Source organism: Streptomyces sp. NPDC059649 (assembly GCF_042734445.1).
GTDB lineage: Bacteria > Actinomycetota > Actinomycetes > Streptomycetales > Streptomycetaceae > Streptomyces.
The window spans coordinates 91207-114041 of the sequence record NZ_JBHWDV010000027.1; the positions used below are offsets into that span (position 1 = coordinate 91207).

Sequence of the window (22835 nt, forward strand, 5' to 3'; positions counted from 1 at the left end):
TACAGGTCCTCGATGTTCGCGCCGCCGACGCCGAAGACGTGGGAGACGCCGGCCCCGGCGAGTTCCGCGACCAGATGGTCGACCAGGGTAGAACCCGGCACCGCCACCACTGCGTTCACTGCCGTAAGAGGCTGTCTCGCAGTGCCGTACGGCGCCGCACGACGCCGTACGACGTCTCGAAAGACGGGGACAGAACGGGCTTTTCGTACCAGTGCGTCAACATCACTACTGGACCGACGAGGCATTACGTCGCTCGATAAGGTGACCAAATGTCGCCAAATCATCACTCCTCGCTACCATCACGACGTGAACTCCGCAGCCCGCCGCATCGGCAGAACTCTCGCCCTCGTCCTCCCCGTCGTCCTCGTACTCTCCGGGACCCTCGCGGTCACCCGGGTCCCCTGGACGACGACGACCACCGACTCCCAGATGCTGACCGCGTCCTCCGGCAAGGCCTCCACCAAGGCCAACCCGGTCGCTCCGCAGGAGGCCCTGCGCAAGCGCCTCCTGGTCGAGCTCCAGGAGAAGGACCCCGGCGCCGCCCTCACCGACCTCCAGAAGGCGACCGCCAAGCACCCCTCGCTCGCCAGGCACTGCGCCTCGATCGCCCGTGACCTCGGCCGCGCCGCGGTCGCCAAGTACGGTGCCGCGCACCGCGCCCAGGCCTACTCCCGCCCGGTCTGCGACACCTCCTTCGCCACCGGCGTAGCGGCCGCCCAGTGATCGCCACGCCGACACTGACCAGGGCCCACCAACACCGACCAGGGCCCACCGACCCTGACCAGGGCTCAGTGACCGTTCGCCGGTACCGACCATGGCAGCGGGACCGCCCGTCGGCGTCGCCGCCACCCGGTGACCGCCCGGCGACCGTTTCCGCCCCGCTTAGCCACTGACCGTTCCTCGCACCCCATAGGGTGCGAACCATGACAGGCGCCCAGCATTCGTACCCCACGCAGGCCGTGGTCCTGGCCGGCGGCCAGGGCTCACGTCTCCGCCCGTACACCGATGACCGCCCCAAGCCGATGGTCGAGATTCCCGGCACCGGAACCCCGATCATCGGCCATCAGCTGAACTGGCTGGCCGAAGAGGGCGTGACGGACGTCGTCATCTCCTGCGGCCACCTCGCCGAAGTGCTCCAGGACTGGCTGGACCACGCCCAACTCCCCTTGCGCGTCACCACGGTTGTCGAGACCGAGCCGCTGGGCCGCGGCGGTGGCCTCAAGTACGCGGCCAGGTCGCTGCCCCGCCCCGACGAACCCTGGTACGCCACCAACGGCGACATCTGGACCCGCTTCCCGCTGCGCGAGATGGCGGCCTTCCACCACGAACGCGACGCCGAGGCCACACTGGCGCTCGCCCGCCCCCGTATCCCTTGGGGAGCCGTGGAGACCGACGCGTTCGGGCACGTACTGGACTTCATCGAGGCGCCGCCCTCCCCGTACCTCATCAACGCCGGCGTCTACGTCTTCTCCGCATCCTTCACGGAGCTGCTGCCGGTACGCGGCGACCACGAGCGCATGACCTTCCCCCGCCTCGCCCGCGAACGCCGACTGGCCGGCTACCCGCTTCCGCACGGCGCGTACTGGCGCGCCATCGACACGGCCAAGGACCTCACCGAGGCCGCCAAGGAGCTGAGCACGCGGGGGCGTTGAGGCCGTTGAGTGCCGTTGAGGGCCGCCGTTGAGGGCCTGGTGCGTGGACCTCCACGGCCTGCCCCAGGCCCTGACTCCCGCCCCTGCACATGCCCTGACTTCCGCCCCTGTTCCGGCCCCTGACTCCCGCCCTCTGCCGCGCCCTGACCCATACCGCGCTCAAGCGGTGCCCAAGCGGTGCCCCTGCGGGGCATGAAAGCCCCTGAGCGGCCGCTGTGGCCCTCACGGCCGCGGGTCGACCAATCTGCTCACCGTCACGGCGTACGCGCACCTGACGGCAGTACGCGGCGATTGCGGCGCCGTACGCAGAGTTACGCCGCCCCGCATGTCAACAGTTCCACCTGCTGCCCAGCGCCCCCACACAATCGGCTCCCACCGGATCCACTGGATCCCACCGAACCCCACCGGCTCCCCATCGGTCCACCGTTCACCGGATCCACCGGATCCACCGGATCCACTACCAAACCGCCCCACATACACCCGCCCACCCCCCGAAGGGGGGTGGGCGGCGGGGAAAAACGTAGGAGGTGGGGAAAAACGTAAGAGGAGCAGGACAAGCCCCAGGCGCAGGACGCCCCTCAGAGGCAGTACGAGTCTCAGCCCAGCAACCCGCCCAGTGTGCTGCCGCGGCCGCCGGAGTCGCCGGAGTTGGCCGAGCCCGTGGAGTCCGTGCCGGTCGTGCCGCCGCCGGTGCCGCCCGCGGACGGGGCGTGGCTCGGGGCGGGGGCACGGGTCGGGACGGTCTGCTGCGGGGCGCTGGTGGTCGCGCCGGGCTGCTGGGAGAGGCCGGTGGTGCTGCCCGTCGAGCGGCCGACGCCCGGCGTCGATGCGGACGGGTGGGGCTTGTGGGCCCTGTGCGAGGCGTCCGCGGACGGCGTGCCGGCGCGCGAGGCGCCGCTGCCTGCGTGGTGCCGGCCGGGTCGGGTGGTGTTCTTGCCGGGGCGGGGCAGCGGCGAGCCGGGCAGGTTGTTGATCGCGGGCTCACCGGGCCGCGGCACCGGCGTGACCGTCGCGGACCGTACGGCGCCGCCGAGCAGCGAGCCGATGAGCAGGGTCAGCCCGGCCACCATCGTGGTCATCATGGCGCCGCGGCGCAGCACCCGGCGGCGCAGGTCGGCGACCTCCACACGGGGCCCGAGCCGCCGCCACGCCTCGCCGGCCAGCCGGGCGTCCATGGAGTAGACGGGGGCGCCCGCGATGATCAACGGGCTCCAGGCGGCGAGGTAGATGATGTCCGGCGCGTCGTAGGCGGGGACCGTGCGCCAGCTGACGGTCATCAGCAGTGCGGCGGAGAGCAGCGCGCCGATCGACGCGGCGAGCCGCTGCCACAGGCCGCAGATGGTCAGGACGCCGACGACGACCTGGAGGAAGGCGACGGTCAGACCGGCGCCCACGGGGTGCGAGACGGCGAAGTCGCGCAGCGGTACGGCGAGCGCCCAGGGGTCGAGCGACAGCAGCCACGTGACCATCGAGCCGCGCTCCCCGCCGTCGAAGTAGACGGGGTCGCAGAGCTTGCCCATGCCCGCGTAGACGGAGATCAGGCCGAGGAAGATCCGCAGCGGGAGGAGGACGACGCCGAGGTTCATCCGGCGGCCCGGGTAGTAGGCGTGCCGGACGGTGTCGGCGCCACGACGGCGGGACCCGGTGTCGTAGAGGTCCCGGGCCTCGAAGTGGTCGTCGTCGTAGGCGTCCTCGGCGGGGCCGCGGCCGCCGTAGGCGGTGCGGTAGGGGGTCTCGCCGTGGTGGTCGGCGTAGGCGCTGCCGACCGGGCGTACGCCGCGCAGCAGGGTGCGGTCGGATTCGACGGGGCCGCGCTGGCCGATCACGGTCTGGGCGGGGGCGGACTCGTCGAGCCGGATCCGCGGCAGGACCTGGGTCGTGCCGACGTCGTCGCCCTGGCCGCCGTCGAGGCCGATGCCCGCGTTGCGTACCGCGTGCAGGAGTTGGGTGGTGGCGCCGGCCGTACCGCCCGGTGTGGTGCGGCCGCTCCACACCACGGGTGCCCGGCGTCTGGCACCGGAGGACGGTGCCCGGACGGCGGGGATGCGCGCGGTGTCGGCCATGGCGTCACCCGCCATGGGCGGGGCGAGCTGTACGCGGAAGCTGGCGTGGTTGACGATGACCTGCGCGGGATCGCACGGCACCTTGACCGAGCTCAGGCCCGGCTCGTCATCGAAGCCCGGCGAGCGTCCCCCCGTAGGCGTGCGGGGTGTTCTGGTGTCCACGCTCATCTAACCGAGTGACCCGCGGTTAAGACACTGCCTTGACCGGGTCGATCTGTCCGAGACCCGTCAAAAGATCACGGGATACGGGGTGAGCGTCCAAAAGACCCACGGAGGGTCAGGTTGTGCCCCAGGGTGGGGCGACCGGCACCAGGGTGGGGCGACCGGCACCGGGGGCGCGGCGCGCCGGCGCCGGCCCCGGGGGCCGCGCGCACGTACGCGCCCCCGGGCCACGGGCGATCAGGCGCGCCGGCGGGCCGCCTCCCACAGGACGACGCCGGCCGCGACACCGGCGTTCAGGGATTCCGCGCCGCCCGGCATCGGGATCCGCACCCGCACATCGCAGGTCTCGCCGACCAGCCGCGACAGGCCCTTACCCTCGCTGCCGACGACGATGACGACCGGGCCGTCGAGGACGTCCAGGTCCTGCAGCTCCAGTTCACCGTCCGCGGCCAGGCCGACGACGGTCAGGCCGGCCTTCTGGTACGACTCCAGGGCGCGGGTGAGGTTGGTGGCCCGCGCGACCGGCGTACGGGCGGCGGTGCCCGCGGAGGTCTTCCAGGCGCCGGCCGTCATCCCGGCGGCCCGGCGCTCCGGCACGACCACGCCGTGGCCGCCGAAGGCGGAGACGGAGCGGACCACCGCGCCGAGGTTGCGCGGGTCGGTGACCCCGTCGAGCGCGACGATCAGCGGGTCCTCACCGGCGTCGAAGGCGGCCGCGGAGAGGTCCTCGGGGTGCGCGTAGTCGTACGGCGGGATCTGGGCGACCAGGCCCTGGTGGTTGAGGCCGTTGGTCATCCGGTCCAGCTCGGGGCGCGGCGCCTCCAGGAGGTTCAGCCCGCCCTCGGTGGCGAGCTGGATCGCCTCGCGCACCCGCTCGTCGCTGTCGATGAACTGCTGCACGTACAGCGTCGTGGCGGGCACGCCCTCGCGCAGTGCCTCGACGACCGGGTTACGGCCCACGACCAGCTCGGCGGTGCCCTTGGCGCCGCCGCGGCGGGGGGCCGGGCGGCGCGCCGCGGCCTGCTTGGCCTTGGCGTTGGCGACGCGGTTCTTGACGTGTCCCTTGCGTGCGGAGGCGGGCGGGGTCGGGCCCTTGCCCTCCAGGCCCCGGCGCCGCTTACCGCCACTGCCGACCTGGGCGCCCTTCTTGTTGGACGTGCGGCGGTTCCTGCGCTGGCTGTTGCCGGCCATGGGTCACCTGTTTCTTCACTGCTCTCGACGTCTCGCGACGTGGAGTGGGTACGTACGTATGGATTGAGTGTCGCCCGTGTCCACCGGGAAGGGCGAATCCGGGGGGCCGCCCACGGGCGCGACGGGGGTCAGGACAGCGACCAGCGCGGCCCGGACGGGGTGTCCTCGATGGCCAGGCCGGACTGCTGGAGCTGGTCGCGGATGGCGTCGGCGGTGGCGTAGTCCTTGCGTGCGCGGGCCGACTGCCGCTGGTCGAGGACGAGGCGGACCAGGGAGTCGACGACGCCGTGCAGGTCCTCGCCGCGGTCGGTGGCGCCGCCGGACCAGCGCTCGTCGAGCGGGTCCAGGCCGAGCACGCCGAGCATCGCGCGCAGCTCGGCGAGCCGGGCCACGGTCGATTCCTTGTCGTCGGCGGTCAGCGCGGAGTTGCCCTGCCGGACGGTGGTGTGCACGATCGCCAGCGCCTGCGGGACGCCCAGGTCGTCGTCCATCGCCTCGGCGAAGGCCGGCGGGACCTCGGCCGCGGGCTCGACGACACCGGCCTTCTCGACGGCCCGCTGGACGAACCCCTCGATCCGGGCGAACGCCGACTCGGCCTCGCGCAGCGCGTCCTCGCTGTACTCGATCATCGAGCGGTAGTGCGGGGTGCCGAGGTAGTAGCGCAGCACGATCGGGCGCCAGCGCTTGACCATGTCCGAGACCAGCACGGAGTTGTCCAGCGACTTGGACATCTTCTCGCCGCTCATGGTCACCCAGGCGTTGTGGCACCAGTAGGCGGCGAAGTCGTCGCCGTACGCCTTGGCCTGCGCGATCTCGTTCTCGTGGTGCGGGAAGACGAGGTCGACGCCGCCGCCGTGGATGTCGAAGGCGGAGCCCAGGTACTTGTGGGCCATCGCCGAGCACTCCAGGTGCCAGCCGGGACGGCCGCGGCCCCACGGCGTCTCCCAGCTGGGCTCGCCCTCCTTGGCGGCCTTCCACATGGCGAAGTCGCGGGTGTCGCGCTTGCCGGTCTCACCCTCACCGGAGGGCTGGAGGAGGTTGTCCAACTCCTGGTTGGACAGCTGGAGATACTCCGGGAAGGACTTGACGTCGAAGTAGACGTTGCCGTCCGCGGCGTAGGCGTGGCCGCGCTCGATCAGGCTGCGCATCATCTCGATCATCTCGGGGATGTGGCCGGTCGCGCGCGGTTCGTAGGTGGGACGCAGGCAGCCGAGGGCGTCGTACGCCTCGTTGAAGGCGACCTCGTTCTCGTAGCCGATCGACCACCAGGGGCGGCCCTGTTCGGCCGACTTCGCGATGATCTTGTCGTCGATGTCCGTGACGTTCCGGACGAACGTCACGTCGTAACCGCGGTGGGCGAACCAGCGGCGCATGATGTCGAAGTTCAGTCCCGACCGGATGTGCCCGATATGCGGCGCGGCCTGCACGGTCGCACCACACAGGTAGATCGAGACGCAGCCCGGCGTGAGCGGGGTGAAGTCGCGAATCTGCCGGGCGCTGGTGTCGTACAGGCGAATCGTCACGGAACCAGGGTAGTCGGAACCCGGCAGTGCCCCGCGACGCATCGGCCACGGGGACACAGAACCGTCATATCCTTCCGATTTGCCGGAAGTAAAGCCTGAAGTGAAGGCCGCCCGCGGGCGCTTCCGTCACCCCGGGGCGGCGTCAGATACTGCCGACCACCTTGCGCGGCGTGATCCGGACCACCACCCGCTCGGCGTCCTTGCCCGCCTCCGGGTTGAACTCGGCGTAGGGCTTGCCGGTGTACTTCAGCGACAGCTCGTCGATCAGCTCCTGCCCGCCGTCCGTCGTCAGCGAGGCCTCGCCGCGGACCTCGGCGTAGGTGTACGGGGCGTCGAAGGGCTGGACGACGACCGAGACGCGCGGGTCCCGGCGGAGGTTGGCCTCCTTGCGGCGGCCGACGGTCGTCGAGATCAGCAGGTCGTCACCGTCCCGCTTCACCCACACCGGCGAGACCTGGGGACTGCCGTCGGGCTGGATCGTCGCCACGGTCACGAAGACCGGGGTGTCGAGGAGCTGCTTGAGGTCGTCGGACAGGGTGGCAGTCACGAGGGGTCCTTCCTGCGGGCCGTTCCGAGGGACACGAGTACCCCGATCCTGCCTCAACACCCGTGCGCCGCCCGGCATTCCCGCCGGCCGCCGCCGGTCCGACCGGCCGCGGTGGGGCCGGTCGGACCGGGTGGCGCCGCGGGAGGCCGTCACCAGGCCCTTACGCCGTACGGAAGACCAGGGCCGTGGCGACCGCCGCCAGGCCCTCGGCGCGGCCGGTCAGCCCCAGCCCGTCCGAGGTGGTCCCGGAGACCGAGACCGGCGCGCCGACGGCCGCCGAGAGCGCCTTCTGCGCCTCGTCGCGCCGCTTGCCGACCTTCGGGCGGACGCCGATCACCTGCACCGCCACGTTGCCGATGGTGAAGCCCTCGGCGCGGACGATCCGGGCGGCCTCGGCCAGCAGGGTCACCCCGGAGGCGCCGGACCACTCGGGACGGCTCGTCCCGAAGTGCGCGCCCAGGTCGCCGACGCCGGCCGCCGAGAACAGCGCGTCGCAGGCGGCGTGCGCGGCCACGTCGCCGTCGCTGTGGCCGGCCAGCCCGTAGCCGTCGCTCTCCGCGGCGTCCCACAGGAGCCCGGCGCACCACAGCTCACGGCCCTGTTCAAAGGCGTGCACGTCGGTGCCGATGCCCACGAGCGGGACGAGCGGACCGGCGGGGATCTGCTCAGACGTAGCCATCGGTGGCCCTCCTCCGGGCGAGTACGGCCTCGGCCAGGACCAGGTCCAGCGGCCGGGTCACCTTGAACGCCTCCTCGTGGCCGGGGACGACCACGACCGGTACGCCGAGCCGTTCCACCAGCCCCGCGTCATCGGTGGCGCCCTCCCCCTCCACGACGGTGTCATGGGCCTTGCGCAGGGTCTCCAGGTCGAAGCCCTGCGGCGTCTGTACGGCGCGCAGCAGGGACCGCTCGGGAGTGCCGACGACCGGCTCCGGGGCGCCCTGGGGCTGCGGCTCGACCTGCTTGACGGTGTCGGCGAGCGGCAGCGCGGGGACGACGGCGGGCGCTCCGGCGCGTACCGCCGCGATCACCGTGTCGACCGTGTCGACCGGGACGAGCGGGCGCGCCGCGTCGTGCACCAGGACCACGTCGATGCCCTCGGGCAGCGCGGCCAGGCCGAGGCGTACGGATTCCTGGCGGGTCCGCCCGCCGGGAACGACGACGAGCTCGGTGCGGTCGGCGAGCGGGTACTCGTGCAGCAGCCGGTCGACCTCGGTGGCGCCGTCGGACGGGGCGACCACGACGATGTGGGAGACGGCGCGGGAGGCGGCCATCGCGCGGACGGCGTGCACCAGCATCGGGGTGCCGCCCAGCGTGCGCAGCGCCTTCGGGGTGCCGGGACCGAGCCGGACACCACGGCCGGCGGCCGGGATCACCACGGCGGTGCGGATCGGGCGGGAGGGATCTGACATCGATGGCTCCGGAGTCCGGGGCGAGCCCGGAATTGGGGCAGACAGGTTTGTTTCCTCGGACGAGGTGGGTATGGCCTGGGAGGACACCCTGCCCGTGAGAGCGGGGAGTGCCGGGTGCGACGCCTTGACCGGACCCTTCCGTGACATCGGTCGGGGCAGCTGCCCGGGGCCGGCCCGCCTGATGGGCTCGGCGTCCGGTCGGCGGCCCGGCTTTCACGGTCGGCGCCGCTTTTCACAGCCGTTCGTCCCGGCCGTCCATCGCAGCGTCGTCTGGCGCAGCGTTCGCGTCCGTGACGGCGTTCCCAGCCAGTTCACAGCAAGTTCCCTGCAAGGTCACACAGCCAGATATGCCGCAGCGCCCGGCAACAGACCCTCCACAGGAGACGGTCGTCATCGGGCACCGCGGCATTGCTACGTCGCTCGTCGCTGCGTCGGCGGGGCGCCGGACAGCGTCGTCAGGACGCGAGGACCTCGTCGAGCAGGGCCTCGGCCTTGTCTTCGTTGGTGTTCTCGGCGAGGGCCAGCTCGCTCACCAGGATCTGGCGGGCCTTGGCGAGCATGCGCTTCTCACCTGCGGAGAGTCCACGCTCCCGCTCACGCCGCCACAGGTCACGTACGACCTCGGCGACCTTGATCACATCGCCGGAAGCGAGCTTCTCAAGATTTGCCTTGTAGCGACGGGACCAGTTCGTGGGCTCTTCGGCATACGGTGCGCGCAGCACCTCGAAGACCCGGTCCAGCCCGTCCTGACCAACCACGTCGCGTACGCCGACGAACTCCGCATTGTCCGCTGGCACACGAACAGTCAAGTCGCCCTGGGCGACCTTCAGCACCAAGTAGGTCTTGTCCACGCCTTTGATCTGGCGAGTTTCGATGGCCTCGATCAGCGCGGCCCCGTGATGGGGATAGACCACGGTGTCGCCAACCTTGAACGTCATGTGACAGGTACCCCTTCCGTGGCTATCCATGCTAACACGGGAACGGGCCGTTCTGAATGGCGTTTTCGCAGGTCAGGGCATATCTCGGGGCTTGACAACAGCGGCCGGGACGTGCTGCGAGGGGGTCCGGGATGCGGGTATTCGCAGGTCGGAGGGGCTTCTCGGGTGGGCGGAAACGTGCCCGTCACACGCCCGGAAGGCCTTGATCGACAGGCCGAAAGTCCCGTTTTGCACGGATCCGCATGAGCGAGTTCCGCTACTCCGTTCGGCTGCTCACGGGCCCTCACGACCGATTCCCGAATTGATCACCGCCCGGCGGCCGAACAGTGTGATCAATTCTCCGGGGCCTTCACATTCCCTTCGAATACTCCTTTTCGGCCGGGGAAAGCGGGTGGGATTCGACGGGCCGGGCACCCGAACGGGGCCCGGGATATTCCGGCGAGTTGTCGGTGTCCGTTCATGGTGGTTGTCGCGGTGTTCCACCCCTCCGCGGATGTTCCGCGCAGCCAGCTGCGGATTTCCCCGTCCCCACCGGCCGGGGGCCCGGGACCACGGCCGGCTTTCCCCGGGCCGCGGGCGCGCCGGGGGCCCGTGATCCCGCTGGGGGCGGGTCGGGTGCGGCGGCGCGGGGACGGCTCGGTAACCTAGCGGCGCTGACACACCCTTAGGGCGGCTTTACGTGCCCGTCGCCATGACGCGTACGCAGGCCCGCCCCAGCCGTCCATCCGCGACCGGGCACGAACGTTCGGCCGCCGTAGCTCGTCAAGGAGATGCCGCCGCCGTGAGCCGCAGCCTTCGACGCGGCGTCCTCGCCGCCACCGTCCTTTCGCTCTCGATCGCCTCGCTGTCCGCCTGCGGGGCCGGGAACGACGCCCAGACGCTGCAGGTCAAGCCGGACAACGCCGCGACCTCCGCGGGCGACATCAAGATCCAGAACGCCTCTGTGGTCACCCAGCCCGACCTGAACGCCAAGGGCCCGGCCGTGGTCACCGCGACGGTGTTCAACAACGGTGCGAAGGACCAGAAGCTGACCGCCGTCTCCGTCGACGGCACCGGCCAGTCGGCCAAGCTGACGCCGGCCGGCGGCTCCGCGGGCGCGATCACCGTGCCGGCCGGCGGGTCCGTCGTGATCGGCGGCCAGGGCAACGCCTCCGCCGTGCTCGCCAGCGGCCGGGAAGCCGTCCAGGACGGCAACATCCAGCCGCTGACGTTCAGCTTCAGCTCCGCCGGCAAGGTGAAGCTGGGCGCCTTCGTCGTCCCGGCGAAGAGCTACTTCCAGGGCTACGGGCCGGCCGAGGTGCCGCAGCCGTCCGGCTCCGCCTCGCCGTCCGAGTCGGCCTCGCCTTCGGAGTCCGGCAAGCCCAAGGCCGGTGCGAGCTCGATCTCGCCCAAGCCGTCGGCCTCGGTGCACGGCGCGCACTGAGCCACCGCCCGCGAGGGCCCGGACCACGTGTCAGGGGCGTCCATCCCCCCGGATGGGCGCCCCTGACATGTACTCCGGCGCGCCGCCGCCGCGCACCTGCCTGCGGCGGCGGCGCGCCGGCGTCCCGGAGAGGGTGACTCTACGGCTCGAACTTGTAGCCCAGCCCGCGGACCGTGACGAGGTAGCGCGGCGCGCCCGGGTCGGGCTCGATCTTCGCCCGCAGGCGCTTGACGTGCACGTCGAGGGTCTTGGTGTCGCCCACGTAGTCGGCGCCCCAGACCCGGTCGATCAGCTGCATGCGGGTCAGCACCCGGCCCGCGTTGCGCAGCAGCATCTCCAGGAGGTCGAACTCCTTCAGGGGGAGGTCGACCTTGCCGCCGGAGACCGTGACGACGTGGCGGTCCACGTCCATCCGGACCGGGCCGGCCTCCAGGGCCTGCGGGGTGACCTCCTCCGGCTCGCCACGGCGGCGCAGCACGGCGCGGATGCGGGCGACCAGTTCGCGGGAGGAGAAGGGCTTGGTGACGTAGTCGTCGGCTCCTATCTCCAGGCCGACGACCTTGTCGATCTCGCTGTCCTTGGCGGTCACCATGATGACCGGGACGTTGGAGCGGCCGCGCAGCTGGCGGCAGACCTCGGTGCCGGGCAGGCCGGGCAGCATCAGGTCCAGCAGGACGAGATCGGCGCCGTTGCGCTCGAACTCGTCCAGACCGTCAGGGCCCGTAGCCGCGATGGCGACCTCGAAACCCTCCTTGCGGAGCATGTACGACAGTGCATCGCTGAACGATTCCTCGTCCTCGACGACAAGCACTCGGGTCACGGAAGGACCTCCGGGGCTGGGTGAGCAGGGAGCGGATCGTTGAAGGTCTCGTACGGGCGGTCCTCGTCGTCGAGGCCCTCCGCGGAGAGGTCGTCGGGCCGTTCGCGGTCGCGTACGGCCCCGGCTTCCGGGAGACGCAGGGTGAAGGTGGAGCCCTGTCCCTCAGCGCTCCACACCGTGACCTCCCCGCCGTGCGAGGCGGCCACGTGCTTGACGATGGCGAGGCCGAGTCCGGTCCCGCCGGTGGCGCGGGAGCGCGCCGGGTCCACGCGGTAGAACCGCTCGAAGATGCGGTCCCGGTCCTTTTCGGATATCCCGATGCCCTGGTCGGTCACGGCGATCTCGATCAGGTCGCCACCGGGCGCGGAGATCCGCCGGCCGGCGATCCCGACCCGGGTGCGGGCCGGGGAGTAGTTGACGGCGTTCTCGACGAGGTTGCCCAGGGCCGCGGCGAGCTGGCCGCGGTTGCCCCAGACGCTCAGGTCGGCGATCCCTCCGGAGGCCATGGTGATCTGCTTGGCGCCGGCCTGCTGGCGGCAGCGGTCGATCGCCTCGGCGACCAGCTCCTCGACGGGGACCGGCTCGGCGTCCTCCAGCGGGTCGTCGTTCTGCACCCGGGAGAGGTCGATCAGCTCCTGGACGAGGTTGGTCAGGCGGGTGGCCTCGTTCTGCATCCGGCCGGCGAAGCGGGTGACCGCCTCGGGGTCGTCGCTGGCGTCCATCACGGCCTCGGAGAGCAGCGACAGCGCGCCGACCGGGGTCTTGAGCTCATGGCTGACATTGGCGACGAAGTCCCGGCGGACCGCCTCTATGCGGCGGGCCTCGGTGAGGTCCTCGACCAGCAGCAGGACGAGCCGGGAGCCGAGCGGGGCGACCCGGGCGGAGACCGCGAGCGCCTCGCCGCGGCCGGTGCCCCGGCGCGGGAGGTCCAGCTCGACCTGGCGTATCTCGCCGTCCCTGCGGGTGTCCCGGGCCATCTGCATCATCGGCTCGACGGCGAGCTTGCCGCCGCGGACCAGCCCGAGCGCGTACGCCGCGGAGCTGGCCTTGACGACCGCGTCGGCCTCGTCGAGGACCACGGCGGAGGAGCGGAGGACCGACAGGACGGTGTCGACACCGGGCGGCAGCACCGCGTCCGTGTGGAGCGAGGAGCGGGTGGGCGTGGCCTGGTCGCGCTCGCTCCAGCGGAACGCCAGCATGGCGAAGACGCCGGTGCACAGCCCGGCGATCGCTGCCATCGCGGCGACGGCCGCATCCACGTTCATGACTCCAGAGTATGTGCCGGGTCCGACACTCCCCCAGACTCGCGAGCCGCTGCTCGGACAGCCGTCGCCCAGAGTTCACCGTGGCGTCCGCACGGGTTCACTCCGTCCGCCGGCGCCGGGCGGGTGGCCGCCCCGGAGGCGGTGGCCGGTCGCCCAGAGTTCACCTTGGCGTCGGCACCGGTTCACCCCCGGTGGCACCGCAGGTCGCGATCCGGCCGCAGGGTGAAGGTGCGGTCCGGTGACGGGCCGGTGCCGCCCGGGAGACGGCCCGCGCGGAGACCGACCGTGAGAGCGTGGACACCGGACCCCCCCCGGACCCACCGCCGCACTCCCCCCACCCACGCGACACACGACACTCGACGCGAGAGAAGGACACAGATGCGGGACGCGTACCACGAGGAGCTGGATTCGATCGGCGAGGGCCTGGTCGAAATGGCCCGGCTCGTCGGCTCCGCGATCGGGCGCGCCACCACGGCGATACTCGACGCGGACCTGAAGCTGGCCGAGAACGTCATCGCCGGCGACGAGAAGGTCGACGACCTCCAGCGTGACCTGGAGGCCCGGGCGATCGCCCTGCTGGCACGGCAGCAGCCGGTCGCCACCGACCTGCGGATCGTCGTCACCTCGCTGCGGATGAGCGCCGACCTGGAGCGCTCCGGCGACCTGGCCCAGCACGTGGCCAAGCTGGCCCGGCTGCGCTTCCCGGAGACGGCCGTGCCGCGCGATCTGCACGCCACCATCCTGGAGATGGGGCAGCTGGCGCAGCGCCTGATGGCGAAGGCGGCCGAGGTCATCATCACCAAGGACGTCGACCTGGCGCTCCAGCTGGAGCAGGACGACGACGCGATGGACCTGCTGCACCGCGCGCTCTTCCAGCACCTGATGGACGACCGCTGGAAGCACGGCATCGAGACGGCCGTGGACGTGACCCTGCTCGGCCGCTACTACGAGCGCTTCGCGGACCACGCGGTGTCCGTCGCCAAGCGGGTGGTCTACCTCGTCACCGGTGAGCACGCCGACGAGATCGCCCCGGCGACGCCGGTCGAGGGCGCGTAGGCCGTGCGGCCGGCCGGGGCGCGTGGGGCTGCCGGCCGGCCGGGGGCGCGCAGGCCCGCGGGCCGTCGGGTACGCCTCCCGTCTGCGCCACCGTGCGCCGTTGCGGTGTGCCTCCACGCGCCGTTGACGCGCCGTTGACGCGCCTCGGCGCCCGGGCATGCAATGGCTTCAGGTGACCCCTAGGAGGCAATGCATGGCACTCATGGCGGACTCTCCGAACCACGCGTCCCCGCACACCCCGGCGGCCGGCGACCGCCCGCAGCTCCCGCTGCTCGCCGGGTGCAGCTGCGGCCCCGGCTGCAGCTGCGGCTGTCAGTCGGGCGGCCCCTGCCAGTGCGGCGGCGGCTGCTGACGGCCCTCATCACACCGCACGCTCGAGCACAGGGCCCCGTCCGTTACGGACGGGGCTCTTTGCGTGGGGTGTCTTCCGTTTCCGAATCGCACTCAACTCCCGGATTTCCTCGATGCGTCCGGCTCCGCGCACCTGAATTTCCTGACCAAGCGTGAGCATGGACTCACGCTTCGAGCACCGCGGTCTTGGGTGGCAGACCTCCCAGCAGTAGGCTGATTCTTAGCCGCGTACGGGCGGGCCCCGTACGACGGGCATGGTGCGAGACACGGCGCGGGCTGCCGGAGTTCGGAATGCCGACTCGACCGATGCAGACGCGCCGGAGAGCAGGAAGGCAGCCACGGCCTCCGGCACCGGCGGCACAGCACTGCGGGATTGCGGAACGAACGACGACGCGCCATCCCGGCGGCGGCCTTTCTGCTGCGATAACAGACGATGAGCGAAGCGGCTCTTGGCTTGCACCACTGGAGGTGCGCCATGCGAAAAAGGGCCCTGTCCGCGGCAGCCATCTCAGGCCTGCTGGCCATTCCTGCGTTCAGCCCGGTAGCGGCATCCGCCCAGCCGAGCTCTTCCTTGCGGACAGCCACCGCGCAGGCTGCGATGGCACCGACCGACGAGACCAAGGAGTGTCCGGAGGGTGACACGCTCCGATGGGCAGAATGCACGGACTCCGAATTCCTGGTGGAGCCCGGGGAGAGAATGCAGGTACGCATTCTCGAAGAATCCGAGGTGGGGACTGGCGACTTTGCGGTCTTCGGCCCCGCCCGCGACTCCGGCCCCGTCGATGAGGTCCGTGACGTCGGGGATACCTGGAGAACCCTGTATACGAATTACGAGGACAACCCTCGACCGCTGATTCTGAAAGCAAGTCCGACCGAATCCTTCGACGACGGAAAGACGATCAAGGTAGAAGTCCGCATCAGGACGGTACCGCTGACCGCCTACACGACGGATGTTCGGGTGCACAAGAACGCGGCAGCGTACGTCAGGGTGGGCGACGTGACACTGGGAAAGCAGCCGATCTACTTCGTAAAGGCGGAAAAACCGAAGCACGGCAAAATCCAGATCGTCCCCAACCGGGAGCGACTCCGTTACAGGCCCGACAAGAACTTCAAAGGGACCGACGTGATCTGGTACACCGTGAAGAACGACCGCGGTGAAAAGGCCGAAGCCAGGATCACCTTCGACGTGTGGTGACCGAGGCCCCCTACCGGCGGAGAACCGCAGGCAAGGGGCTCGACCGGCCGGTGGGCTCGATCCGGCCGGCGGACTCGATCCGACTGGTGGGCTCGATCCGGCCCGTGGGCGAAAGCGCCCGGGTCACACGCTGAGTGTCAGCTGGTGGACCTCGTCCGCCTTGTGCCCGGCGCGCTCGTGGATGCGCTGGACGGCCTCCGCCGAGGGCGCGTCCGACAGGCAGAACACCTCACCGGAGTCGGTGTCGGCCCAGGCGTGCTCGAACGTCACGCCCTCGTCGCCCTGGATGTCGAGGTCCGCCTGGTGCGCCTCTCTGAGCTGATCGGCCGTGAGGCCCTTCATGTTGTGATGGATGTCCATGAACTTGGGCATCGCTCTCATCCTTCCCGTTGCGGATGAACACTGCCTGCCCCTCCCCCGGCACCCCCTTCCATGCTGCCTCCGCACCTCCCGGACGTCCCCCCGGGAGCCCGCCCGCACCTCGCTCCAACGGCCCGCCGCCGGTTGCGCCGCCGTCCCCCACCCGGCGAGATGGGGCGTATGCAGTCGAGTCCGCACACACCGGAGAGCCGTCCCGTGCCGCCCGCCGAACGGTCCCACTGGGTCGCGTTCGCCGGCCTCCTGCTGATGCTGAGCGGCCTGTTCGACATCATCAACGGCTTCGTCGCCCTGCTCGACCACGGCTACTACGCCACGACCGCCAACCACGGCAACCGCCTGCTGATCTTCAACTTCACCTTCTGGGGGTGGGTGTGGATCATCATCGGCGTCGCCCAGATCCTGGCGAGCCTGGGCGTGTTCCTCGGCGTGCGGGCCGCACGGATCACCGGCATCGTGCTGGCCTCCGCCTGCCTCGTCGGCCAGCTGATCTTCCTGTCGACGTTCCCCTACTGGTCGATCTTCGTCATGGCCATGTCCCTGCTGGTCCTCTACGGCCTGGTCGCCGTCCCCCGCCACCTGCCGGGCGAGCGTGTCTGAACGGAACGGCGAGCGCCTTGCGTGCGTGCGTTCCTGGGGGCGTGCGTCTGAACGGAACGGGCCCCCTACCCGCGGGAAACCGCAGGTAGGGGGCCCGTAGCCGAGGGCTCGCAGCCGGGGGGCTTACTTCTTCTTGCCCTGGTTCTTCACGGCCTCGATGGCGGCCTTGGCGGCCTCCGGGTCGAGGTAGGTGCCGCCGGGGGTGACCGGGCGGAAGTCGGCGTCCAGCTCGTAGGAGAGGGGGATGCCGGTGGGGATGTTCAGGCCGGCGATGTCCGCGTCGGAGATGCCGTCGAGGTGCTTGACCAGGGCGCGCAGGCTGTTGCCGTGGGCGGCGACCAGGACCGTCTTACCGGCGAGCAGGTCCGGGACGATGCCGTCGAACCAGTAGGGCAGCATGCGGACGACGACGTCCTTGAGGCACTCGGTCTGCGGGCGCAGCTCCGGCGGGAGCGAGGCGTAGCGGGGGTCGTCGAACTGCGAGAACTCCGCGTCGTTGGCGAGCGGCGGCGGCGGGGTGTCGTACGAGCGGCGCCAGAGCATGAACTGCTCCTCGCCGAACTCGGCCAGGGTCTGCGCCTTGTCCTTGCCCTGCAGCGCGCCGTAGTGGCGCTCGTTCAGGCGCCACGAACGGTGTACGGGAATCCAGAGGCGGTCGGCGGCCTCCAGGGCCAGCTGCGCGGTGCGGATGGCGCGCTTCTGGAGGGAGGTGTGCACGACGTCGGGGAGCAGGCCGGCCTCGGTGAGCAGCTCTCCGCCGCGGACCGCCTCCTTCTCGCCCTTCTCGTTGAGGTTGACGTCCACCCAGCCGGTGAACAGGTTCTTCGCGTTCCACTCGCTCTCGCCGTGGCGGAGGAGGATCAGCTTGTACGGTGCGTCGGCCATGCCGTCGAGCGTAATCGAATTCCGGATGCCGCCTCGCGCGGGTCCACGACCTGGTCTTCTGCGTGACGTTTGACGCTTCTCGTCAAATGACTGGCGAGCGGGGCGGGGTGGTATGTAGGTTGCGCGTGCGGCTGGCGCCACTTACACATTTGACGGTGGGCCGGTCGCCGACCGTCCCGTACTCACCACGCACGCACGCACACCACGCAGGCACCCGCCACGCGCGCCTCACGCGCGCACCACGCGACCCATTGCACGGCGCCGCACCGCACCGCACACCGCCCGGGGGAATTAACTGTCATGCCCACGCCCACTGCGCCACACGAGTCCCGCCCGGGCCGGTTGTCCGGGCTCCGGCGGGCCGCCGTCGACAGCGTCGCCGGCCTGCCGCGGCAGTTCTGGTGGCTATGGACCAGCACCCTGATCAACCGGCTCGGCGCGTTCGTCGCCACGTTCCTGGCCCTCTACCTCACCGTCGAGCGCGGCTACTCCGCCTCGTACGCGGGCCTGGTCGGCGCGCTCTACGGGCTCGGCGGAGTGATCTCCTCCGTGGGCGCCGGGGTGCTGACCGACCGGCTCGGGCGGCGGCCCACGATGCTGATCGCGCAGCTGTCGACGTCGGTGTCCGTGGCGCTGCTCGGCTTCATGGAGGACCCGGTCGCCATCGCGGTGGTGGCCGGCGTCGTCGGTATGGCGACCAACGCCTCCCGCCCGGCCGTACAGGCGATGATGGCCGACATCGTCGCCCCCGAGGACCGGGTGCGCGCCTACTCCCTCAACTACTGGGCGATCAACCTCGGTTTCGCCGTTTCCTCCACCGCCGCCGGCCTCATCGCGCAGCACGGCTATCTGGCCCTCTTCCTCGGTGAGTCGACGCTGGTGCTGACCTGCGCGCTGGTGGTCTTCTGCAAGCTCCCCGAGTCCCGGCCCGCCGCCGACACCCCGGCCGGCCCGCAGGACCCCGCCGCCGACGGCACGTCCACCGCCCCGGTCTCCATGCTGACCGTGCTGCGCGACGGCCGCTTCATGACCGTCGTCGGCCTCAACCTCCTGCTGGCCCTGCTCTTCCAGCAGGCCTACGTCTCGATGCCGGTCTCGATGGGCCGGGACGGCTTCTCCAGCGCGGACTTCGGCGCCGTCATCGCGGTCAACGGCGTCCTGATCGTCCTCCTCCAGATCCCGGTGACCCGCTTCATCGAGCACCGCAGCCCCGCGACGCTCCTCGTCGGCTCGGCGCTGCTCGCCGGCTACGGCTTCGGGCTGACCGCACTGGCCGGCTCGGTCGCCATGTACGCGCTCGCGGTCGCCGTCTGGACACTCGGCGAGATCATCAACTCCCCCACCCAGATGGGCCTGGTGGTACGCCTCTCCCCCGTGCACGGCCGCGGCCGCTACCAGGGCATGTACGCGCTGTCCTGGTCCATCGCCTCCCTGACCGCCCCCCTGATCGGCGGCACGGTCATCGACCACTACGGCGCGAACACCCTCTGGGCCGGCTGCGCAGCCGTCGGCACGGTGGCGGCCCTCGGCTACGGCCTCCTGCTCCGGAGCCTCCCGGCCACGAGCCCGACGACCACCGCCTCCGCTTCCTCTGCTCCTTCCGCTTCCTCCACTCCCTCCACTCCCTCCGCTTCCTCCGCTTCCTCAGAGTCCGCGCCGGCGACGGGGGAACCGGTCACGTAACGAGGGCCGTTCCGGCGACGGGGGCCGGTCGCACAGCGGCAGCTGGGCACCGTAAACCCGTCGCTCGTCCCACCCTCCGGGGCTAGCCTCGCGGCCATGTCGCACACCAGGACCATGTCGCACACCAAGACCACGACCCGGTCCAAGACGTCCTACGTCTGCCTCCCCTGCCGGGCCTCCTACAAGCAGCCCTATGAAGGCGACCACGAGCGCCGCTGCCCGCGCTGCGCACGGCCGTTGATCCACGTCGGCTCCGCGTTCGCGCCCCCGAAGCGCCGTGACACCGCGGGCTGGCGGGTGCTCTCGGTGCTGCTGAACGCCGGCGTCCGATTCCATAAGAGCTGTTGCGGCGGCCCCGGTTACCGGCCCCGCACGCTCGCCGAGGTACGGGAGCGGATCGCCTACGCACAGGCCACCGGCGAACCGTTCGCCCGCGCTCTGGTGCGCTACGAGGTGCCGTAACCCGGCGCCGGGAGGCGAGGCGCCCCGGGCACCGGCCACGGGATGTTCGTGGTAGCCCCACCCCCAGGAGACGTGGCTGCACGGTCGAGTCGGGCGGGCCGGTTCGGGACGCTGGTGATGCGTGCGGACGGGCCGGGAACCGGGCCGGGCGTACGGGTGATCTGGCGGCGACCGGTGGGGAGTTGGGGATGGGCGAGGGTGCGGAGCGACGGGTGGCGCGGTGGGGCGCGGCGGTCGCGGTCCTGGCGATGGGCGGGGCGCTGGTGGCGGGCGGGGTGGCCGCGACGGCGGGGACGGCGCCGGCGGAGGCACCCGCGACGGGGTCGGCTCGCTCTGCCGGTGCCGGCGGGAGTCCTGTGGCGGTGCCCCTGACCCTTCCCGCGCCCACCGGCCGTCATCAGGTGGGCGCCGTGGCCCTGCATCTGATCGACCGTCAGCGGCGCGATCCGTGGGGTGGCGGGACGCCGGGGCACCGGTACCGGGAGGTGATGGTCGGCGTGCGGTATCCGGCGGGTGCGGGCGCCGGACGGTACCCGCGCGCCGCGCAGCTGACGCCGCGCGAGGCGGCCGCGTTCGACCGGATGAACAGCTTCTCGGAGCACGTGCCGCCGGGGAAGGTCGCCTGGCAGGCCACTCGCACCGCCGCGCGCACGGGGGCGCCGGTGGCGCCGCGGCGGCCCGGACAGCGGCTGCCGGTGGTGCTCTACTCCCCCGGCGCGGGCGATCCCCGCGGGTTCGGCAGCACGCTCTGCGACGAACTGGCCTCCCGCGGCTATGTGGTCGTCACCCTCGACCACACCTACGAGGCGCCCGCGGTGGAGTTCCCGGGCGGGCGGGTGGCCCGGAGCGTGATGCCGGCGGAGGTGGCCAAGGCGCGGCAGGCCGGGCGGATGACGGAACTGCTGCGGAAGGTCAGCGCGGTGCGGGTGGCCGACACCCGTTTCGTACTCGACGAGTTGGGCGGGCGGCGGGGCGCCTCCCCATTGCCGCGCGGGCTGCGCGGGGCGCTGAACCTGCGCGCGGTGGGGATGTTCGGTCAGTCGGCCGGCGGGTTCACCGCGGCGCAGACCCTGCACGACGACCGGCGGATCCGGGCCGCGGCCAACCTGGACGGGGTGATGGGCTACACCCAGCGGGACGACGACCCCTCGAACCCGTCGACGGTCGGCCGGGACGGCGTCGACCGGCCGTTGCTGCTGATGGGGATGGACGGGGACACCCACCACACGGTGGCCTCCTGGGGCGCGGTCTGGGAGCACAGCAGGGGCAGGGACGGCGCCTGGCTGCGGGATCTGACGCTGCGCGGCAGCCGGCACGCCACGTACACGGACGCGGAGACGCTGATCCCGCAGATCGCCCGGCAACTGGGGCTGTCCCCGGCCGAGGTGACGAAGATGATCGGGTCGGTGCGGCCGGCCCGGGCGGTCGCGGCCCAGCGGGCGTACCTCTCGGCGTTCTTCGACCGGTGGCTCCGCGGGCGGGGCGATGGCGGGCTGCTGGACCGGCCGTCGGCGCGCTACCCGGAGATCCGCTTCGTGCCGTGAGCGCAGGGAAGTGAGCGTCGAAAGCCGACCCCGGCCGGTCCGCACGACCGGCCGGGCAGCTCTGCCCTCCCCGCCCGCTCACTCCGGCGACGACCGCCCCCGCCGGCTCACTCCGGTGACGACCGCCCTCGCCCACTCACTCCGGCGACGATGCGTAATGCACGGTCTTCGCCGTCAGCAGGAACAGGTCCGGGCGCCGGTCGACGCCCGCCGGGTCGGCCGGGTCGAGGAGCCGGTCCAGGGTCGCCAGGTCCTCGGCGTCCAGGTGGTCGGCGAGGGTTTCCCGGAAACGCTCCAGGGACCGCCGTACGAACTGCCGGGTGTCGTCCGTCAACGGGGCCGGCCGGTCCACGAGGAAGGTCCGGCTCCGTGCGCCGGTGAGCCCCGCGGCCCGCAGCATGCCCGGCCAGTCCTCGACCACCGCCACCGAGCCGGGCAGTTCGGCCCGCATCCGGCTGAAGCGGGCCGCGGTCGCGACGTCGAGGCGTTCCTGCAGACCGGGACGGCCGAAGCCCAGGTCGCGCGGCAGCCAGCGGGGCGGCAGACCGCCCTCGACGATGGCGAGGACACCGCCGGGGGTGAGCAGACGGGCCAGCCGGTTCAGCGCGTCCTGCTGGTCGCCGACGTGGTGTACGACCTGCCCGGACCACACCAGGTCCGCCGGCCCCAGATCGGCGAGGCCCGCCGGGAATTCCGCCAGCTCGGTCCGCAGCGGTACGCCGAGCCGCTCGGCCCGCTTCCGGGCCCGGGCCAGCAGCTCCGGAGTGCCGTCCACCGCGGTGACCTCGGCCTCGGGGAACAGCGCCGCGAGCCGGCAGGCGGCCACCCCCGGGCCGCTGCCGATGTCCAGGATGCGGCGCGGGCTCAGCTGCTTCAGCTCCTCGAACGCCTGGCGCACGTAGGGGCTGTGGACCTCGCCCTCCAGCTCCAGCAGATCGGCCATCGCGGCCCAGTCGAAGTCATCGCCGTGGCCGAGGTGGTGGCCGTGGCCGAGGTGGTGACCGTGGTGGTGCCCGTTGTTGTCGCCGCTCATCGCTTCTGTCCCTCCAGCACGTCCGGTAGGTCTTCCGTGCGTCTGCACGTCACGTTATGAGCCGACCATGCGCCCTGCCGGGCACGAGTGGCAACGTTCGTTGCCGGTCCGGCAATCCCCCACGTACTTGGCCGTCCCGCCGCGGTGGTTTCTCGCCGTTGCCGCTTTGCGGCGCGCCCCACGTACTTGGCCGTCCCGCCGCGGGGCTTGCTCGCCGTTCCGCTGCGCTTTGCGGCGCCCCGCACGTTGTCGGCCGTCCCGCCGTTGGGCTCGCTCGCCGTTGCGCCTGGCGGCGGGCGGTTGTTTGTCGGGTGCGGTGACAGCCCTACAGACTTCGTCCTCCGGTCTGTCCCCTCCCGTGGGTGGGTGGAAGGGGTGAGTGGGGGCGGGCGTTGTCGTTCGGCGGTCTCTCGCGTCGCCCGGTGCCTCGCGTCGTGCGGTCTCTCGCGTCGTGCGGTGTCGGGAATACCGCCCCGGCCCGTCGAGTTGAGGCCCGCAAGGGGCGCTCGTACCCCTTACGGGATCTGTTCGCCCCCGCCCTAAGGGACCCCCGACGCCCACCCCCACCGCCCTCAACTTCCCCCCAACGGGAGGGGACGGGCCGGAGGGGCCTTGTTCGTGGACGTAAAGCGAAGCAGTCCACGAACAAGGC

The 22835-nt window shown here is 71.6% G+C and carries 21 protein-coding genes; 9 read left to right on the forward strand and 12 right to left on the reverse strand.

The window, feature by feature from the left end; translation table 11 throughout:
- The first annotated feature begins 306 nt into the window (after nucleotides 1–306).
- A complete protein-coding gene (locus ACFV1J_RS25475; protein WP_385861629.1) occupies nucleotides 307–723 on the forward strand; it encodes a hypothetical protein in 417 nt (138 codons plus the stop codon).
- A 200-nt stretch (nucleotides 724–923) separates the two neighbouring features.
- Nucleotides 924–1652, forward strand: coding sequence for an NDP-sugar synthase (locus ACFV1J_RS25480; protein WP_385861631.1), 729 nt, complete (start codon nucleotides 924–926; stop codon nucleotides 1650–1652).
- 596 nt (nucleotides 1653–2248) lie between these two features.
- Here ACFV1J_RS25480 and ACFV1J_RS25485 read toward each other — a convergent pair.
- From ACFV1J_RS25485 to ACFV1J_RS25515, 7 genes are all read right to left on the reverse strand, one after another.
- The gene (locus ACFV1J_RS25485) at nucleotides 2249–3883 is read right to left on the reverse strand and encodes a DoxX family membrane protein (RefSeq protein ID WP_385861633.1); all 1635 of its coding nucleotides are present in this window, start codon (nucleotides 3881–3883) and stop codon (nucleotides 2249–2251) included.
- Nucleotides 3884–4114: 231 nt separating this feature from the next.
- Nucleotides 4115–5068 (reverse strand): 23S rRNA (guanosine(2251)-2'-O)-methyltransferase RlmB, encoded by a 954-nt coding sequence (gene rlmB, locus ACFV1J_RS25490; protein WP_385861635.1) that lies wholly within the window; start codon nucleotides 5066–5068, stop codon nucleotides 4115–4117.
- A 128-nt stretch (nucleotides 5069–5196) separates the two neighbouring features.
- Nucleotides 5197–6591, reverse strand: a complete 1395-nt coding sequence (cysS, locus tag ACFV1J_RS25495) for a cysteine--tRNA ligase (RefSeq protein WP_385861637.1) — start codon at nucleotides 6589–6591, stop codon at nucleotides 5197–5199.
- Nucleotides 6592–6733: 142 nt separating this feature from the next.
- A complete protein-coding gene (locus ACFV1J_RS25500; RefSeq protein WP_385861639.1) occupies nucleotides 6734–7138 on the reverse strand; it encodes a PPOX class F420-dependent oxidoreductase in 405 nt (134 codons plus the stop codon).
- A gap of 160 nt (nucleotides 7139–7298) precedes the next feature.
- Nucleotides 7299–7817, reverse strand: coding sequence for a 2-C-methyl-D-erythritol 2,4-cyclodiphosphate synthase (gene ispF, locus ACFV1J_RS25505; protein WP_385861641.1), 519 nt, complete (start codon nucleotides 7815–7817; stop codon nucleotides 7299–7301).
- Complete coding sequence (ispD, locus tag ACFV1J_RS25510) at nucleotides 7804–8550, reverse strand: 2-C-methyl-D-erythritol 4-phosphate cytidylyltransferase (protein ID WP_385861642.1); 747 nt, start codon at nucleotides 8548–8550, stop codon at nucleotides 7804–7806. The genes ispF and ispD overlap by 14 nt, the downstream gene beginning before the upstream one ends.
- Nucleotides 8551–9005: 455 nt before the next feature.
- Nucleotides 9006–9488, reverse strand: coding sequence for a CarD family transcriptional regulator (locus ACFV1J_RS25515; protein WP_003953493.1), 483 nt, complete (start codon nucleotides 9486–9488; stop codon nucleotides 9006–9008).
- 781 nt (nucleotides 9489–10269) lie between these two features.
- Between ACFV1J_RS25515 and ACFV1J_RS25520 the strand changes: the two genes are divergently transcribed.
- Nucleotides 10270–10911, forward strand: a complete 642-nt coding sequence (locus tag ACFV1J_RS25520; RefSeq protein WP_385861644.1) for a DUF461 domain-containing protein — start codon at nucleotides 10270–10272, stop codon at nucleotides 10909–10911.
- A 139-nt stretch (nucleotides 10912–11050) separates the two neighbouring features.
- Here ACFV1J_RS25520 and ACFV1J_RS25525 read toward each other — a convergent pair whose 3' ends face one another.
- Together ACFV1J_RS25525 and ACFV1J_RS25530 are read right to left on the reverse strand one after the other, a co-directional pair.
- On the reverse strand, nucleotides 11051–11731 hold the full coding sequence (locus tag ACFV1J_RS25525; protein WP_006603892.1) for a response regulator transcription factor: 681 nt from the start codon (nucleotides 11729–11731) through the stop codon (nucleotides 11051–11053).
- Nucleotides 11728–12996, reverse strand: a complete 1269-nt coding sequence (locus ACFV1J_RS25530) for a sensor histidine kinase (RefSeq protein WP_385861646.1) — start codon at nucleotides 12994–12996, stop codon at nucleotides 11728–11730. The genes ACFV1J_RS25525 and ACFV1J_RS25530 overlap by 4 nt, the downstream gene beginning before the upstream one ends.
- Nucleotides 12997–13374: 378 nt before the next feature.
- On the opposite strand from ACFV1J_RS25530, the gene phoU reads away from it, so the two are divergent.
- Together phoU and ACFV1J_RS25540 are read left to right on the forward strand one after the other, a co-directional pair.
- Nucleotides 13375–14052: a phosphate signaling complex protein PhoU gene (gene phoU, locus ACFV1J_RS25535; RefSeq protein ID WP_385861648.1), complete on the forward strand. Its 678-nt coding sequence runs from the start codon at nucleotides 13375–13377 to the stop codon at nucleotides 14050–14052.
- A gap of 949 nt (nucleotides 14053–15001) precedes the next feature.
- Nucleotides 15002–15598 (forward strand): Ig-like domain-containing protein, encoded by a 597-nt coding sequence (locus tag ACFV1J_RS25540; protein ID WP_385861650.1) that lies wholly within the window; start codon nucleotides 15002–15004, stop codon nucleotides 15596–15598.
- Nucleotides 15599–15721: 123 nt separating this feature from the next.
- Here the strand turns inward: ACFV1J_RS25540 and ACFV1J_RS25545 are convergent, their stop codons facing one another.
- Nucleotides 15722–15970 carry an SCO4226 family nickel-binding protein gene (locus ACFV1J_RS25545; RefSeq protein ID WP_385861651.1) on the reverse strand — a complete coding sequence of 83 codons (249 nt, stop codon included), beginning with the start codon at nucleotides 15968–15970 and terminating at the stop codon, nucleotides 15722–15724.
- A 168-nt stretch (nucleotides 15971–16138) separates the two neighbouring features.
- On the opposite strand from ACFV1J_RS25545, the gene ACFV1J_RS25550 reads away from it, so the two are divergent.
- On the forward strand, nucleotides 16139–16576 hold the full coding sequence (locus ACFV1J_RS25550) for a hypothetical protein (RefSeq protein WP_385861653.1): 438 nt from the start codon (nucleotides 16139–16141) through the stop codon (nucleotides 16574–16576).
- A gap of 123 nt (nucleotides 16577–16699) precedes the next feature.
- Here the strand turns inward: ACFV1J_RS25550 and ACFV1J_RS25555 are convergent, their stop codons facing one another.
- Complete coding sequence (locus ACFV1J_RS25555) at nucleotides 16700–17461, reverse strand: phosphoglyceromutase (RefSeq protein ID WP_385861655.1); 762 nt, start codon at nucleotides 17459–17461, stop codon at nucleotides 16700–16702.
- A 300-nt stretch (nucleotides 17462–17761) separates the two neighbouring features.
- On the opposite strand from ACFV1J_RS25555, the gene ACFV1J_RS25560 reads away from it, so the two are divergent.
- The 3 genes from ACFV1J_RS25560 (at nucleotide 17762) to ACFV1J_RS25570 (ending at nucleotide 21150) form a co-directional block, all read left to right on the forward strand.
- Nucleotides 17762–19144 (forward strand): MDR family MFS transporter, encoded by a 1383-nt coding sequence (locus ACFV1J_RS25560; protein ID WP_385861656.1) that lies wholly within the window; start codon nucleotides 17762–17764, stop codon nucleotides 19142–19144.
- Nucleotides 19145–19240: 96 nt separating this feature from the next.
- Complete coding sequence (locus ACFV1J_RS25565) at nucleotides 19241–19606, forward strand: deoxyxylulose-5-phosphate synthase (protein ID WP_385861658.1); 366 nt, start codon at nucleotides 19241–19243, stop codon at nucleotides 19604–19606.
- A gap of 188 nt (nucleotides 19607–19794) precedes the next feature.
- Complete coding sequence (locus ACFV1J_RS25570; RefSeq protein WP_385861660.1) at nucleotides 19795–21150, forward strand: alpha/beta hydrolase family protein; 1356 nt, start codon at nucleotides 19795–19797, stop codon at nucleotides 21148–21150.
- 136 nt (nucleotides 21151–21286) lie between these two features.
- Here the strand turns inward: ACFV1J_RS25570 and ACFV1J_RS25575 are convergent, their stop codons facing one another.
- Nucleotides 21287–22183 carry a class I SAM-dependent methyltransferase gene (locus tag ACFV1J_RS25575; RefSeq protein ID WP_385861662.1) on the reverse strand — a complete coding sequence of 299 codons (897 nt, stop codon included), beginning with the start codon at nucleotides 22181–22183 and terminating at the stop codon, nucleotides 21287–21289.
- Nucleotides 22184–22835: the final 652 nt, after the last annotated feature.

Coding starts and splice junctions, on each gene's coding strand:
- ACFV1J_RS25480 (WP_385861631.1), top strand. CDS start 924: ATGACAGGCGCCCAGCATTCGTACCCCACGCAGGCCGTGGTCCTGGCC.
- ACFV1J_RS25485 (WP_385861633.1), bottom strand. CDS start 3,883: ATGAGCGTGGACACCAGAACACCCCGCACGCCTACGGGGGGACGCTCG.
- rlmB (WP_385861635.1), bottom strand. CDS start 5,068: ATGGCCGGCAACAGCCAGCGCAGGAACCGCCGCACGTCCAACAAGAAG.
- ispF (WP_385861641.1), bottom strand. CDS start 7,817: ATGGCTACGTCTGAGCAGATCCCCGCCGGTCCGCTCGTCCCGCTCGTG.
- ispD (WP_385861642.1), bottom strand. CDS start 8,550: ATGTCAGATCCCTCCCGCCCGATCCGCACCGCCGTGGTGATCCCGGCC.
- ACFV1J_RS25515 (WP_003953493.1), bottom strand. CDS start 9,488: ATGACGTTCAAGGTTGGCGACACCGTGGTCTATCCCCATCACGGGGCC.
- ACFV1J_RS25530 (WP_385861646.1), bottom strand. CDS start 12,996: ATGAACGTGGATGCGGCCGTCGCCGCGATGGCAGCGATCGCCGGGCTG.
- phoU (WP_385861648.1), top strand. CDS start 13,375: ATGCGGGACGCGTACCACGAGGAGCTGGATTCGATCGGCGAGGGCCTG.
- ACFV1J_RS25540 (WP_385861650.1), top strand. CDS start 15,002: ATGGCACCGACCGACGAGACCAAGGAGTGTCCGGAGGGTGACACGCTC.
- ACFV1J_RS25545 (WP_385861651.1), bottom strand. CDS start 15,970: ATGCCCAAGTTCATGGACATCCATCACAACATGAAGGGCCTCACGGCC.
- ACFV1J_RS25550 (WP_385861653.1), top strand. CDS start 16,139: ATGCAGTCGAGTCCGCACACACCGGAGAGCCGTCCCGTGCCGCCCGCC.
- ACFV1J_RS25555 (WP_385861655.1), bottom strand. CDS start 17,461: ATGGCCGACGCACCGTACAAGCTGATCCTCCTCCGCCACGGCGAGAGC.
- ACFV1J_RS25560 (WP_385861656.1), top strand. CDS start 17,762: ATGCCCACGCCCACTGCGCCACACGAGTCCCGCCCGGGCCGGTTGTCC.
- ACFV1J_RS25565 (WP_385861658.1), top strand. CDS start 19,241: ATGTCGCACACCAGGACCATGTCGCACACCAAGACCACGACCCGGTCC.
- ACFV1J_RS25570 (WP_385861660.1), top strand. CDS start 19,795: ATGGGCGAGGGTGCGGAGCGACGGGTGGCGCGGTGGGGCGCGGCGGTC.
- ACFV1J_RS25575 (WP_385861662.1), bottom strand. CDS start 22,183: ATGAGCGGCGACAACAACGGGCACCACCACGGTCACCACCTCGGCCAC.